The following is a 12,610-nucleotide window of genomic DNA, read 5'->3' as shown; positions in this document are numbered from 1 at the left end:
GCGTTCAGCGAAGGCTTGCCCATTCGCCATGTCGCAGGGCCACAGCCGTCTGCAGCCAGACGAGTTCGCCCTGCGGACTCCATCTTAGATCCACGACCCGCAGCCGGATCGTGCGTCCTTCCGCGGACCTCAGGTCCACGACGAGCGCCGGAAGCTGCCGTTCCGCGCTGCGCACCCTGCTTGCGGGAAGTTCAGGCGTCAGGTCGAACCGGTCCGTCTGATCCCGATAGGTGAGGACCAGTCGCGTCCCTTCAAGTCGAAGGGACGAACCGTCGCCGCTAGCGTCCACGCCGGTTGCTGAAACGGGAAGAACCCGATCGAAACCGCCGACATCCCAGACGTCCTCGGTTTTGAAGCTCTGATCGATCGACCTTGAAGCATCGGCTTCGCGGATTGCCGCGACGGATAGAAGATTGCGAATTTCCGCCAGCCGCTTGCCGGGTTCGACCTTCGGGAGCACGCCCGATGCCTCGGCGAAATGCCTTCCCTCGTCCACGTCGTCCAGCGCATCGAGCCGTGATAGAAGGACGTCACGCTCCTGCCCGTCGAGGGTCTGGATGGCATCGGCACCACCGCGCAAACGCGTCCCAAAATCCCGCTCGATCAACGCGCTCTGACTCCTTGCGACCGTCGCGACCGCGCCCCAGGGACCGAAAGTCGCGAGCGTCAGGAGAACGGGCAGAACGGCGACCATCGTGCGGATGTCGGACCGCGTGCGCGGAAAGATTTGCAGGACGACGGCAAGACCGGCCGCGAGTCCGTAGGCGGCGGAGAAGTAGCGTTCAATCGTCCAGCCCTCGCCCGACACACGGAGAAAGAGCGCGTAGGCAAACAGAAGGAGCGGTACGACCATCGCGGCTGCCCAGACTTGAGCGAACAGGCGCGCGGGGGCCGCCAGCGTATCGAGGTAGGGCTCCAGCCCGACGCGGAGCGACAGCACGAAAGCCGAGTAGAGAAGGACGATCCAGCCGATTTCATTCGTCGGCACATCGCCAGTGAGAATGATTTTGGCCGCATAGACATGAATGATCATGCAGGCGACCAGCACGAGCGGCGCTGTCACCCACTCGAACAGTGGGCGGACGGCGCGTTCGAGGCGCTCGCCTGTCCGGTCCTGCAAGGCGACCGCGCCGGGCTGCGGCACTCTCCCCAGCGCGAACAGCGGGCCGACGAGGGTCAGTCCGGTCGTGAAGAGATGGGTGTAGGCGCGCTCGGTGAGCCCGAGACCGAAGAGCGTGCGGACCATCTCGAAGATGGCGGTGAACCCAAGCAGGAAGACCACGACGGAGAACCACCCGAGCGTGATCCCGAGTGCGGTCCAGAGCGTGAAGTCCCAGAAGCTGCGTGACGAACCGCGGCCCAGAAACGGCGCGAGCGGAACGGCCGTTAGCACCGCGAGCGTCAACGCCGGACCGTTCAACAGGAAGGGATGGGCGAGCCCGACCGCGACTCCCACAGCGGCAAGACCCGCACATCCGGCAAGCCGCGCGACCGCTCGGCTGGACCCTCGGCTTTCTGCGAACAGCGTGGCGGCCACGGAAGCCGCAGCGCCTGCGACAAGGCCAAGAATCCAGCGTCCAAGCGGGATCGTCGAGTCGACCTCGTTCGCGATGGCCCAGTTCGCGATGGCAGCGATCGCCACGATTGCGAGCGCGGCAGCGGGAAAACGGAACGTAGCTCGACCGGATCGCACGACGAGCGAGCGGAACAGCCCGATGAGGCGGGACGCGTTAGAACGCATATTCGAACTCTTCTTCGACCGGGACGCGCCTAGCGGCGCATCGTTCGCCAGTAGAACCAGAGACGGCGAAGAGGTTCCGTCGCGGACGGCGTCTTTCGCGTGACGCGATGGGCTGCATAGAGCGCGGGGAGCAGCGCCGGGCGCACGGACGTTGCGAGCCGACCGATCTGCGCGTCCGCTTTCGTCAGATGATCCTGCGCGAATGCGATCATCGCCTGCCGTGCGGGCTCGGTCGGCGGACCGCCGTTCAACCAGCCCGAAGCATCGAGCCCCGTTGCGCCGAGGATATCGGCGGGAACGAAGACCTGATGACGGGCGCGATGACGATCCGCATCTCGCAGGACGAGTGCCGCACCGGCTGCGACGCCGGCATGGCCCGCTGCCTCTGCGGCTGCCGGAGCCGCGGACCGATCAAGGATCATCGCGGAAAGCATGACGATCGCCGACTGCGTCTCTCCGGCATAAGCCTCGAACTCGCGGCGATCGCCCATCGGGTCGGAATAGAGGTCGAAGATTCGCGCATCGAGATATCGCTCGAATGCATCGACCGGCAGATCGTAGCGTCGTACGGTCTCTATCAGGGCCGTCGCCATCGGCGACCCCTGCCCGGCCGCCTCGGGCTCGGCATCGCTCCCCGTCAGGCGATCACGCCACCACTGGAGGCGAATTTCGCCCGGCAGCGGCTGGCTAACGTGATTGGGGATGGCGGCGGTCTCGTGCACGAAGGCGTAGAGTGCCCATAGTCCGTCCCGCCGATCCTCCGCAGCAAAGCCGACGGACACCGCCCGATCGGGATCACCGTCCTGGACGATCCGCTCGCACTCGGCATACGCAGCGCTTCGCGGCCCGTCCTGCGTCATTCGACGGCCACCAGCGCGGCCGCGACCGGGCGACCCTCAAGCAACATGATGTTGTAGGTGCGCACGGCTGCGCCCGTCGACATCGGGTCGCAGGAGATGCCCTGGTCCCGCAGGCGGGTCAGCAGCGCCGCAGGCGGGCGCCGAATGTCCTTGCCGGTTCCGAAGAGCAGGAAGCGGATGTCGGTCGCTTCATCGAGGACCTTCAACAGACGCTCGCCGGTGAAGGGCTGCTCCTCCGTCGCCGTCCAGCCGTAGATGCCGGAGGGGAGGCAAAGGATCGATCCGCGGTGGGACATGTCGGCGAAGCGGAATCCGCCGTTGCCATAGGCATCGATCGGGGCGCGACGCGGATAATGCGCGTCGCGGATTTCGCCGCTCACGTCAGGCCTGCCCGGCGCGCGGGGTGTTGCCAATGCGGGCCTTCTTGTCGGCCTCCATCGCGTCCTTCGGGTCGCCGCCGCGGATCGTCTCCGGACGCAGCTTGAAGTAGATCAGCACGGGCGCCGCAATGAAGATCGACGAGTAGACGCCGACGAGCACGCCCGCCAGCATCGGCGCCACGAAGACGCGAATCACGTCTCCGCCGAAGCCGTAGAGGGCCACCAGCGCTAGGACGAGTGTCACGGCGGTCAGCATCGTTCGCGAGAGCGTCTCGTTCAGCGAGCGATCGATGATCTCCGAGATCGGCATCTTCTTGTACTTGCGCAGGTTTTCGCGAATGCGGTCGAACACTACGACCGTGTCGTTCAGCGAGTAGCCGACGATCGTCAGCAGCGCGGCGATCGAGGTCAGGTTGAACTCGAGTTGCGAGACCACAAGGAAGCCCATCGTCATGGCGACGTCATGCGCTGTGGCAAGAAGTGCGCCGATCGCGAACTGCCACTCGAAGCGGATCCAGACGTAAGCGGCGATCGCAAGCAGCGAGGCTCCGACGCCGAAGATCGCAGCCCAGGCGAGTTCCCCGGACACCGTCGGGCCGACGACCTCAACACGCTCGAACGTGTAGTCATTCTGCAGCGAGGCGCGAACGGCGTTGACGCTCGTCTGCGGCGCTTGGAGGTCCTGCTCCTGCACGGCGTAGCGGATCAGCACGTCCTGCGTCGAGCCGAACTCCTGCACTTGGACGTCGCCTTCGATGATCGGCGATAGATCCTCACGGATCTTCGCGACGTCCGCCTGCGGTGCCTTCGACTTCACCTCGAGCACCGTGCCGCCGGTGAAGTCGATGCCGAAGTTGAGGCCGCCGACGAAGAGGCTGCCGATCGAGGCGATCGACAGGCCGATCGTGATCGCGAAGGCCAATTTGCGGATCGCCATGAAGCGGATGTTCGTGCCATGGGGCACGAAGGACACCCAACCCTTCGGCACCTCCTTCGGGCGACGCTTCTTCACCCAGAAGGCCACCATCCAGCGCGTCAGCGTCAGGGCGGTGAAGATCGTCGTGAAGATGCCGAGGGCCAGCGTCACGGCAAAGCCGCGAACCGGGCCGGAGCCAAGGAAGAACAGGATCACGGCCGCGATCAGCGTCGTGACGTTCGCGTCCATGATCGTCCCGAGCGCCTTATGGAAGCCGGCATCGATCGACTGGACGACCGACCGCCCGTTTCGGCGCTCCTCGAGGATGCGTTCGTAGATCAGAACGTTCGAGTCCACCGCCATGCCCATGGTGAGCACGATGCCCGCGATGCCGGGCAGGGTCAGCGTCGACCCCAGCACCGAGAGGAGCGCGACCAGGATGATGACGTTCACCAGAAGCGCGATGTTGGCGATGATGCCAAGGAAGCCGTAGGCGATGAACATGAAGGCGATGACAAAGACGCCGCCGATGATGCCGGCATTCTGACCGGCCGAGATCGAGTCGGCGCCAAGGCCCGGCCCGACCGTACGCTCTTCGATGATGTCGAGCGTTGCGGGCAAAGCACCGGCGCGCAGCAGAACCGACAGGTCGTTGGCAGACTGGACGGTAAAGTTGCCGGATATCTGCGCCTGGCCGCCGAGGATCGGCTCGCGGATATTGGGTGCGGACAGCACCTTGTCGTCGAGCACGATCGCGAACGGACGGCCGACATTCTGCTGGGTCACCTCGCCGAAGCGCTGGGCGCCGCGAGCATCGAAGCGAATGTTGACGACGGGCTGGTTGTTCTGTTGGTCGAAACCCGCCTGCGCGTCGGTGAGGTTCTCGCCCGAGATCATCACCTGCCGCTGCACCAGAACCGGAACGGGCGGCGTATCGTTTGTCTCGAGAAGCTCGGAGCCCGCGGGGACCGGCTGCTGCCCGGCCTTCACGGCCTCGGGCGAATTGTTGACGTCGACCAGACGGAAGGTCAGGCGAGCCGTCTGGTTCAGCAGCGCCTTTAGACGAGCGGGATCCTGAAGGCCCGGCACCTGCACCATGATGCGGTCGAGGCCCTGGCGCTGGATCACCGGCTCGGTCGTGCCGAGTTCGTCGACGCGGCGCCGCACCACCTCGATCGACTGTGCGACCGCGGTCGAGAGGCGGTAGTTGATGCCGGCTTCGGTGAGCGTCAGCCGGAAGTTGCCAGGCTCCGGCTCGGCCAGTTCGGTTTCGGTGACCGCCCCGCCCGCGAGAAGGCTCGTCGATACCGGCGACGTCAGGTTCTGAAGGGCCGTTCGCGCGGCCGCACCCTGCGTTGGGTCCCGCAGCGTGAAGACGACGCCGCCGTCGCGCTCGGCGAGATTGGCAAAGCCCACATTCGCGTTGCGCAGCGACAGCTGCACGTCGTCGCGCAGGCTCTGCAGCCGGTCATTGACGAGCGAGGCACGATCGACCTCGAGGAGGACGTAGGAGCCGCCCTGCAGGTCGAGACCCAGCGTCATCGGCCGATCGGGCAGAAATCCCGGAAGCGAGTCCCGCTGGGACTGCGTGAGGAGGTTCGGCATCGCGAACAGGATGCCGGCGACCACCGCGAGCCAGATGAGGACGGTTTTCCAGCGGGAGAAGTAAAGCATGACGTCCTCGATTCATGGCGAGGGGGCGAGTGGCTTGCGCCCTCGCCCGTTGCCGCCCAACGGCGGATCGACGCGAAGAAGGCCGAGAATCCCCGGCCTTCGGAATGCAACCTCGAAAGAGGTTATTTCGTGTTGGCGGCGACCGGCTCGCCCTTGGTCCGCACGTCCGCCACCATCGACTGAAGAACGCGGATCTTGGTCTGCTCCGAGATCTGAACCTCGAGTTCGCCGTTGTCCATGACCTTGGTTACCTTGGCGATGATGCCGCCGCCGGTGACCACGGTGTCGCCGCGACGGATGTTGCGCAGCATCTCGTCGCGCTTCTTGGCCGCGCCGCGCTGCGGGCGGATGATCAGGAAGTACATGATCGCGAAGACCGCGATGAACGGCAGAATGCTGATGAGGATGCTCTCCGGCCCCCCGGCTGCGGCGGCGGTCTGGGCGAAAGCCGGCGTGACGAACATCAACTACTCCTAGGACAGGACGAAAACGGGCGATCGCGCCCTTCACAAGTCGGCCGCAATATACGAACGGTCGGCGCGATTGCAACACGGGCTAACGGACTGTGAACACACGTTCCGGCGGCTTCAGAAGGACATAGCGAGACCGTGACCGCACTCGAGAACGACCAGCTGATCCTTCTGCGCCGCATCGCGGACGCGCTGGAGCGGCTCGCACCTGCGCCCTCGCCTCCCGCCGACCTCGAGAGGGCGGACTGTTTCGTGTTCCAGCCGCCTGCGACGCTCCAGCCGGTCCCGAAGGTGAACCGCGTCCCCGTCGAGCTTCTTCGCGGCATCGACCGCTCGCGCGAGATCCTACTGGAGAACACGAGACGCTTTGCCGCCGGGCTTCCCGCCAACAACGCGCTGCTTTGGGGCGCTCGGGGGATGGGCAAGTCGTCCCTTGTGAAGGCGGCTCACGAATGGTCCAACCGCGAGGCAGGAGCGGACGCCGCGCCCCTGAAGCTGATCGAGATCCACCGTGAGGACATCGACCACCTGCCGGCTCTGATGCAGGTCCTGCGCATGCAGCCGTTCCAGATCCTCCTCTTCTGTGACGACCTGTCGTTCGATCACGACGACACGTCCTACAAGTCGCTCAAGGCGGCACTCGACGGGGGCGTGGAGGGACGCCCGGCCAACGTCCTGTTCTACGCAACGTCGAACCGGCGCCATCTCCTTCCCCGCAACATGATGGAGAACGAGCAGTCGACAGCGATCAATCCCGGCGAAGCCGTAGAGGAGAAGGTCTCGCTGTCCGACCGGTTCGGACTCTGGCTCGGCTTCCACAAGTGTTCGCAGGACGACTATCTCGCGATGGTCGCGGGCTACGTTCGCGAGGGCGGGCTGGGCGTCGAGGGGGAGGAATGGCGAGCCGAGGCGCTGGAATGGTCGACGACGCGCGGCAATCGGTCGGGCCGCGTCGCCTACCAGTTCGTGCAGGATTTTGCGGGCCGCCTCGGCAAGCGTTTCGACATCTGAATCTCAAAGAAGAGGCCCCGACGCGGTGCGCCGGGGCCTTGTCCCGTTGAAACGAGAAGCGCCGAACTCAGCGCAGGTAGGTCATCGGGTTCACCGGCGAGGAATCCTTGCGAACCTCGAAATGCACCATCGGGGCATCCGCATCGCCGGTCATGCCCGCCTTGGCAATCTCCTGGCCGCGCTTCACAGTCGAGCCGCGCTGAACGAGGATGTCGTCGGCGTGGCCGTAGACCGTCACGAGGCCGTTGTCGTGCTTCACCAGCACGGTCTTGCCGAACTCCTTTAGCCCCTCGCCCGCATAGATCACGACGCCGTTCTCGGCCGCCTTGATCGGCGTGCCGCGGGGCACCGAGATGTTCAGGCCGTCGTTGCGGCGCGAGCCGACCTTGTCGCCGAAGTTCTTGACCACGCGACCCTGAACCGGCCAGCGGAACTGGTCGATGCCGGTCGAGGCAGGCGCGAGCGACGCCTCTTCCTTCTCCTCTTCCTTCGCGACCGTGGTGGCGGGGGCCGGTGCGGCAGCGGCAACGGCGGTGTCGCTCGCCTTCGGCGCGGCGGGCGCCGCCGGCGCCGCAGGAGTGGCGGTCGCAGCGGCCACCGCCGGCTGTGCGGGCTTCGGCGCCTGCGCGGCGGCATGAGCCGGCGCCGTCGCGGCCGAAGCGGCCGGAGTCGCGGCCGCCACCGGGCGGTTGGCGGGCGCGGCGCGCGGTGCCGGAATGGCGGCGGCCTGCGCCTGAAGCGTCGTCGGAGGCGCGCCAAGCGAGGCGACACGCGTGTTGGCGGAGGCTGGCGCGGAGGTACCACCCGGCAGCATCAACGTCTGGCCGATGCGGATGTTGTCGTTGGTCAGGCCGTTAGCGGCACGGAGGTCAGCAACGCTGACGCCCGAGCGACGGGCGATCCCGAGCAGCGAGTCACCGGACTCGACCGTCACGCTGGCAGAGCGCGAGCCAGACGCAGCGGGCACGGCACGGCTCATTGAAGACTGCGCGACCTGAGCCTGGCCGATCGGGGCGGCCGTGGCGCTCTCGACGGGCGCCGGCGCGGGGTAGGAGGACGCGGCCGCCGGCGCATTGCCGTAGGACGAAGCCGGCGGCGGCGGCAGCGACGAACGGCTGACGGCCGGCGTTTCGACCGCGGCGTATGTCTGCTGGGGTGCCTGATAGGCGGGGGCGACGGGCGCGGCGGCAACCTGCGTGCTTTGGATCGGCGCCTTAGGGATCGCCCCCGTGTAGAAGCCGTCCTGAAGCCGCGTCGCATCGGCGCTGCAGCCTGCCGTGATCGAGACAACCGAAACCAGCGCGGCAGAGCGAATCAGCTTCTGCCGAAAAAGCCGCATAACGTGCGTGCGCATCTCAATCCCCATGCCTTCACCAACCTTGGCCTATTCAACCGCGTTAATGTTACCCGCCGGTTAAATGGAGGAGCGAAAGCGAGGTATTCCTTTACAGGAGTGACGCTTTTCCGATCTCCAGCGGCTGAAGCCGCACGGGAAACAGGGGTGTCAGCTCGAAGCGGCTCCCTTGCCGATGATGACGCACGATCTGCTGGACGCTGTCCCCCGCCCCGATGGCGGCGACGAGCATTGCACCCGAGGCCATCTGCTCCACGAACGCCTTCGGCAGTTCGTCGAACGAGCCATGCACCACGATCCGGTCATAGGGTGCGGCCTCGGCATAGCCAGCCCGTCCGTCCTCCTGAAGGAACGTCACGTTGCTGAGCGAGCAGGCGCGCAGCCGCTCGTTGGCGGCAGAGGACAGCGTGCGGTAACGCTCGAGCGTGACGACGTGGACGCCAAGACGGGCAAGCAGCGCCGTGACGTATCCGCTGCCGGTGCCGATCTCGAGCACACGATGCTCGGGCTGCACCCGGAGGGCCGCGGCGATACGAACCGCCGTTCGCGCACTCGGCATTGTCTGACCGCATGGCAGCGGGAACGTGTGCTCGCCGTAGGGGTCGGCGACGCCGTCGGGCACGAAGAGTCGGCGCGGGATCGCCTCGACCGCCTCCATGAGGCGACCCGCGACGAAATCCTCCGAGCGCACGCGCATGAGGAGCGCCGCGAGTCCTTCCCTGTCGCCCGACATGTCCATGCCCGGTCAGCCGGCCGCGAAGACGGAACGCATCTCCTCACGCAGTGCGTGGTGCGTGAGGTCGAGTTGCAGCGGCGTGACCGAGATGAACCCGTCGCGCAAGGCGGCGAGATCGGAGCCTTCCATTTCCGGTCCCGACTGGCGACCGAACTTCAGCCAGTAGTACGGCAGGCCGCGGCCGTCGTGACGCTCTTCGATGCCAAGAGCGTAGTCGAGCTTGCCTTGCCGCGTGACCTTCGTGCCGCGTACGGCCTTGGGCTCGACGGCAGGAAAGTTCACGTTGAACAACGTTCCCTCGGGCGCCGACACACCCAACAGCTTGCGAATGACTTCGGCGCCGTGCCGCTCGGCCGTCGCCCACTGCAACTCACGCCCTCCGTCGGCGCGGAAAGTCTGGCTGAGGGCGATCGAGCGGAAACCCAGCATCATCCCTTCGATCGCTCCCGCTACGGTACCGGAATAACTGACGTCGTCGCAGACGTTCTGCCCGGCGTTGACACCTGACAGCACAAGATCGGGCGCCTCCGGCATCAGGTGCTTTGCGGCCATGATCACGCAGTCGGTCGGCGTGCCGGTGACCGCGAAACGGCGCTCGCCCTCGCGGCGCACCCGCAGCGGCGACGACAGCGTCAGCGAGTGGGACAGGCCGCTCTGGTCGGTCTCGGGCGCAACGGTCCACACGTCGTCGGACAGCTGGCGGGCGATCGCCTCCAGAGTCTTCAGGCCCGGCGCGTGGATGCCGTCGTCGTTCGTCAGAAGGATGCGCATGGTCAATCCCGGCCGATGATCTCGAGCCCGCCCATATAGGGCCGCAGCGCCTCCGGCACGCGGATTTCGCCGGCCTCCGTCTGATAGTTCTCCATCACCGCGATCAACGCGCGGCCGACGGCCGTACCGGACCCGTTCAGCGTATGGACGAAGCGCGGCGCGACCTTCTCGCCCGCCGGACGGAAGCGGGCGTTCATCCGCCGGGCCTGGAAGTCTCCGCACACGGAGCAACTGGAGATTTCGCGGAAGGCGTCCTGCCCGGGCAGCCAGACCTCGATGTCGTAGGTCTTCTGGGAGGAGAACCCCATGTCGCCCGTGCAGAGAACGACCGTCCGGAAGTGCAGACCGAGCCGTTCGAGAACCGTCTCGGCCGCCCGCGTCATCCGCTCGTGTTCGTCGAGCGAGGTTTCCGGCGTCGTGATCGACACGAGCTCGGCCTTGTAGAACTGGTGCTGGCGCAGCATGCCGCGCGTGTCGCGCCCGGCCGACCCGGCCTCGGAGCGGAACGAGGGCGTCAGCGCGGTGAAGCGCATCGGCAGCTTCGCCTCGTCGACGATCTGCTCGCGCACGAGGTTGGTCAGCGACACCTCGGCGGTCGGGATCATCCAACGACCGTCGGTTGTCCGGAACAGATCCTCGGCAAATTTCGGAAGCTGGCCGGTACCGAAGAGTGCGTCGTCACGCACGAGGAGCGGCGGCGAGACTTCCTCGTAGCCAAATTCCCCGGTGTGAACGTCGAGCATGAACTGACCGAGCGCGCGTTCCAGGCGAGCGAGCTTGCTGCGCAGGACCGTGAAGCGCGACCCGGACATGCGGGCGGCGGCATCGAAGTCCATCTGCCCTAGCGCTTCGCCGAGCTCGAAATGTTCCTTCGGCTTGAAGGCGAAGGCAGGCTTCTGCCCGGAGCGTCGAACCTCGACGTTATCGGCCTCGTCTGCGCCGCGCGGCACATCGGCCAGGGGGGCATTCGGGAGCGTCGCGAGGAAGCCGTTCAGCTCTTCATCGAACTGCCGCTCCTGCCGTTCGCCTTCCTGGATCTTGGCCTTGAGATCGGCGACCTCGGCCATCACAGCGTCGGCTCGCCCGGCGTCGCCCGATGCCTTCGCCTTGCCGATCTCCTTGGATGCCTCGTTGCGGCGGCTCTGCCAGCCCTGCAGCACCTGCAGATGCTCGCGGCGCGCATCGTCGAGACGGCGCACCTCTGGCGAAGCGGCGGCTGCTCCCCGGCGCTTCAACGCCTCGTCGAGAGCTTGCGGGTTTTCCCGGATCCATTTGAGGTCGAGCATGTTTCTCCAGTCCGCGCAGGACGGACCGGAGCCGGAGCATTACTCCGTTTGCGCTTCCGCTTCCGCCAGGCGCTCGGCTCGCTTCTTTTCGATCAACCGTGCCGTGATGATCGAGACCTCGTAGAGAATGATCGCCGGGATCGCAAGGCCGATCTGGGACAGCGGATCGGGCGGCGTGAGCACCGCCGCCACGATGAACGCCAGCACGATTGCCCACTTGCGCTTGTCGGCGAGACCCGCGGCCGTCACCATGCCGGCCCGCACCAATAGCGAGCAGACCACCGGCAACTGGAACACCAGACCGAAGGCCACGATCAGCGTCATGATCAGCGACAGATATTCCGAAACGCGCGGCAGCAGCGAGATCGCCGCATGGCTTCCGTCTCCCGACTGCTGCATCGAGAGGAAGAACCACATCACCATCGGGGTAAAGAAGAAGTAGACCAGAAGGGCGCCGAGCAGGAACAAGAGCGGCGTCGCGACCAGGAACGGAATGAACGCCGCGCGTTCGTCGCGATAGAGACCGGGCGCCACGAACTTGTAGACCTGGATCGCGATCACCGGAAACGCGAGAAAGAAACCGCCGAAAGCGGCGACCTTCACCTGCGTAAAGAAATACTCCTGCGGCGCGGTGTAGATCAGCTCCACCGCGGCTGGATCGAGCCCGGCCCACGCACTGGCGATCTGGTAGGGCACGATGAGGATGTTGAAGATCTGCTTCGCGAAAAAGAAGCAGATCAGGAACATGCCGAAGAAGCCGGCGATCGCCCAGATCAGACGACGCCGCAATTCGATGAGATGTTCGATCAGCGGAGCAGACGAGGCTTCGATGTCGGCTTCCGAACGCTTCACGTATTCTCTCCGGCGCGCGCGGGCGCTTCGACCTTCGTCACGGTCGGCGGCACGTTGCCTGCGACCTTCGTCTCGCCGTCAGCCGATACGGGCGCGAGGTCGACATGCGCGGCTGCCCCATTCGGGTTGGAGGACATCGGCGTCATCACGCTTGGCGGCTCGGCCGGCACGGCGGCTTCGCTAGGTTCCGGCACGCGCGGCACTGGCGCTGCGGTGGCGGCCCGCAACGACGACCGGATCTCATCGCCGACCGCACGGATCGGATTGAGGTTCTTCGAAATGCTTTCGCGCGGATCGAGCGCGCGGACGTCCTGCGCCGTCTTGCGCAATTCATCCAACTCGGCCTCCTGAAGAGCCTCGTCGAACTGCTTTCGAAAATCGCCCGCCATTCGCCGCATCTGCGACGTGACACGGCCGAAGGTCCGAAGCATCTTGGGGAGATCCTTCGGGCCAACCACCACGATCAGCACGATCGCGATGACGAGAAGTTCAAGTCCACCAACATCGAGCATGGCGGCACCGAATCAGGCGTGGCGGCGCCGGAACGCCGCCAGCGGCC

12 protein-coding genes are annotated in these 12,610 nt (G+C 65.9%); 1 reads left to right on the top strand and 11 read right to left on the bottom strand.

Going from position 1 to position 12,610, the window contains the following annotated elements:
- Positions 1 to 4: 4 nt before the first annotated feature.
- From ACLNGM_RS13765 to yajC, 5 genes are all read right to left on the bottom strand, one after another.
- On the bottom strand, positions 5 to 1,741 hold the full coding sequence (locus tag ACLNGM_RS13765; protein WP_416355358.1) for a DUF4153 domain-containing protein: 1,737 nt from the start codon (positions 1,739 to 1,741) through the stop codon (positions 5 to 7).
- Positions 1,742 to 1,770: 29 nt separating this feature from the next.
- Positions 1,771 to 2,601: a phytoene/squalene synthase family protein gene (locus ACLNGM_RS13760; RefSeq protein ID WP_416355357.1), complete on the bottom strand. Its 831-nt coding sequence runs from the start codon at positions 2,599 to 2,601 to the stop codon at positions 1,771 to 1,773.
- Entirely contained in the window at positions 2,598 to 2,981 is a 384-nt protein-coding gene (locus tag ACLNGM_RS13755) for an Mth938-like domain-containing protein (RefSeq protein WP_416355356.1), read from the bottom strand. The genes ACLNGM_RS13760 and ACLNGM_RS13755 overlap by 4 nt, the downstream gene beginning before the upstream one ends.
- Before the next feature lies 1 nt (position 2,982).
- Positions 2,983 to 5,571, bottom strand: coding sequence for a protein translocase subunit SecD (gene secD, locus ACLNGM_RS13750; RefSeq protein WP_416355355.1), 2,589 nt, complete (start codon positions 5,569 to 5,571; stop codon positions 2,983 to 2,985).
- Between the two features lie 122 nt (positions 5,572 to 5,693).
- Positions 5,694 to 6,035, bottom strand: a complete 342-nt coding sequence (yajC, locus tag ACLNGM_RS13745; RefSeq protein WP_090959986.1) for a preprotein translocase subunit YajC — start codon at positions 6,033 to 6,035, stop codon at positions 5,694 to 5,696.
- Between the two features lie 144 nt (positions 6,036 to 6,179).
- On the opposite strand from yajC, the gene ACLNGM_RS13740 reads away from it, so the two are divergent.
- Positions 6,180 to 7,052 (top strand): ATP-binding protein, encoded by an 873-nt coding sequence (locus ACLNGM_RS13740; protein WP_416355354.1) that lies wholly within the window; start codon positions 6,180 to 6,182, stop codon positions 7,050 to 7,052.
- Positions 7,053 to 7,119: 67 nt separating this feature from the next.
- Here ACLNGM_RS13740 and ACLNGM_RS13735 read toward each other — a convergent pair whose 3' ends face one another.
- The 6 genes from ACLNGM_RS13735 to tatB form a co-directional block, all read right to left on the bottom strand.
- On the bottom strand, positions 7,120 to 8,406 hold the full coding sequence (locus ACLNGM_RS13735) for a peptidoglycan DD-metalloendopeptidase family protein (RefSeq protein ID WP_416355353.1): 1,287 nt from the start codon (positions 8,404 to 8,406) through the stop codon (positions 7,120 to 7,122).
- Positions 8,407 to 8,497: 91 nt separating this feature from the next.
- The gene (locus tag ACLNGM_RS13730) at positions 8,498 to 9,139 is read right to left on the bottom strand and encodes a protein-L-isoaspartate(D-aspartate) O-methyltransferase (protein ID WP_416355352.1); all 642 of its coding nucleotides are present in this window, start codon (positions 9,137 to 9,139) and stop codon (positions 8,498 to 8,500) included.
- A gap of 12 nt (positions 9,140 to 9,151) precedes the next feature.
- On the bottom strand, positions 9,152 to 9,913 hold the full coding sequence (gene surE / locus ACLNGM_RS13725; RefSeq protein ID WP_416355351.1) for a 5'/3'-nucleotidase SurE: 762 nt from the start codon (positions 9,911 to 9,913) through the stop codon (positions 9,152 to 9,154).
- 2 nt (positions 9,914 to 9,915) lie between these two features.
- Positions 9,916 to 11,199 (bottom strand): serine--tRNA ligase, encoded by a 1,284-nt coding sequence (gene serS / locus ACLNGM_RS13720; protein ID WP_416355350.1) that lies wholly within the window; start codon positions 11,197 to 11,199, stop codon positions 9,916 to 9,918.
- 39 nt (positions 11,200 to 11,238) lie between these two features.
- Positions 11,239 to 12,051: a twin-arginine translocase subunit TatC gene (gene tatC, locus ACLNGM_RS13715; protein WP_416355349.1), complete on the bottom strand. Its 813-nt coding sequence runs from the start codon at positions 12,049 to 12,051 to the stop codon at positions 11,239 to 11,241.
- Entirely contained in the window at positions 12,048 to 12,563 is a 516-nt protein-coding gene (gene tatB / locus ACLNGM_RS13710) for a Sec-independent protein translocase protein TatB (RefSeq protein ID WP_416355348.1), read from the bottom strand. Before tatB ends, tatC begins: the two co-directional genes overlap by 4 nt.
- Positions 12,564 to 12,610 lie beyond the last annotated feature (47 nt).

Source organism: Aureimonas phyllosphaerae (genome assembly GCF_047943035.1).
Taxonomy (GTDB): domain Bacteria; phylum Pseudomonadota; class Alphaproteobacteria; order Rhizobiales; family Rhizobiaceae; genus Aureimonas; species Aureimonas phyllosphaerae.
This window is presented reverse-complemented; position numbering and strand designations above follow the sequence as displayed.

Excerpts from the sequence above, each read along its gene's own strand:
- surE (WP_416355351.1), bottom strand. The coding sequence starts at position 9,913 with ATGCGCATCCTTCTGACGAACGACGACGGCATCCACGCGCCGGGCCTG.
- ACLNGM_RS13765 (WP_416355358.1), bottom strand. The coding sequence starts at position 1,741 with ATGCGTTCTAACGCGTCCCGCCTCATCGGGCTGTTCCGCTCGCTCGTC.
- ACLNGM_RS13735 (WP_416355353.1), bottom strand. The coding sequence starts at position 8,406 with ATGCGCACGCACGTTATGCGGCTTTTTCGGCAGAAGCTGATTCGCTCT.
- tatB (WP_416355348.1), bottom strand. The coding sequence starts at position 12,563 with ATGCTCGATGTTGGTGGACTTGAACTTCTCGTCATCGCGATCGTGCTG.
- yajC (WP_090959986.1), bottom strand. The coding sequence starts at position 6,035 with ATGTTCGTCACGCCGGCTTTCGCCCAGACCGCCGCCGCAGCCGGGGGG.
- secD (WP_416355355.1), bottom strand. The coding sequence starts at position 5,571 with ATGCTTTACTTCTCCCGCTGGAAAACCGTCCTCATCTGGCTCGCGGTG.
- ACLNGM_RS13730 (WP_416355352.1), bottom strand. The coding sequence starts at position 9,139 with ATGTCGGGCGACAGGGAAGGACTCGCGGCGCTCCTCATGCGCGTGCGC.
- serS (WP_416355350.1), bottom strand. The coding sequence starts at position 11,199 with ATGCTCGACCTCAAATGGATCCGGGAAAACCCGCAAGCTCTCGACGAG.
- ACLNGM_RS13760 (WP_416355357.1), bottom strand. The coding sequence starts at position 2,601 with ATGACGCAGGACGGGCCGCGAAGCGCTGCGTATGCCGAGTGCGAGCGG.